We start from the raw sequence: 470 nt of genomic DNA on the forward strand, positions 1-470 counted from the left end.
CGGTGCTGAGCGGCCAGAGTCTTGCAAATGCAGGAAAAGATCTTGGAATTACAAGCCGTCCCGGCTATACGTTTGGAGGCTGGTACACGGGTAAGGGCGGAACAGGAGTACAATTTACGGCAGATACAGCAATTGCCGGCAGTATGATTGTATTCGCAAAGTGGATTCCCAATGACTCAGTCATGGTGACGTATAATAAGGCGGCAGAGGATGCTTCTGATGTCGTACCGAATACGACAGAGACGGTGCTGAGAGGCCAGAGCCTTAAAGATGTAAAGAGGGTACTTGGAAGTACGAGCCGCCCAGGTTATACATTTGAAGGCTGGTATACAGAAGAAAACGGAGGCGGGAAAAAGTTTGATGAAGTGTTTGCAATAAACGAAAACATGACCGTCTATGCGAAGTGGGCAGCAAATGAAAAAGTAACGCTGACGTATGATAAAGCGGCAGAAGATGCAGCGGCAGTCATG

The 470-nt window shown here is 48.3% G+C and carries 1 protein-coding gene; it reads left to right on the forward strand.

All coding sequences use genetic code 11. The features are described from left to right. Nucleotides 1-470 (forward strand): InlB B-repeat-containing protein (locus NE473_RS30215; protein ID WP_256265559.1); only part of this gene is annotated, 470 nt, incomplete at both ends.

It is taken from the genome of Hungatella sp. SL.1.14, from assembly GCF_024460495.1.
GTDB lineage: Bacteria > Bacillota > Clostridia > Lachnospirales > Lachnospiraceae > Hungatella > Hungatella hathewayi.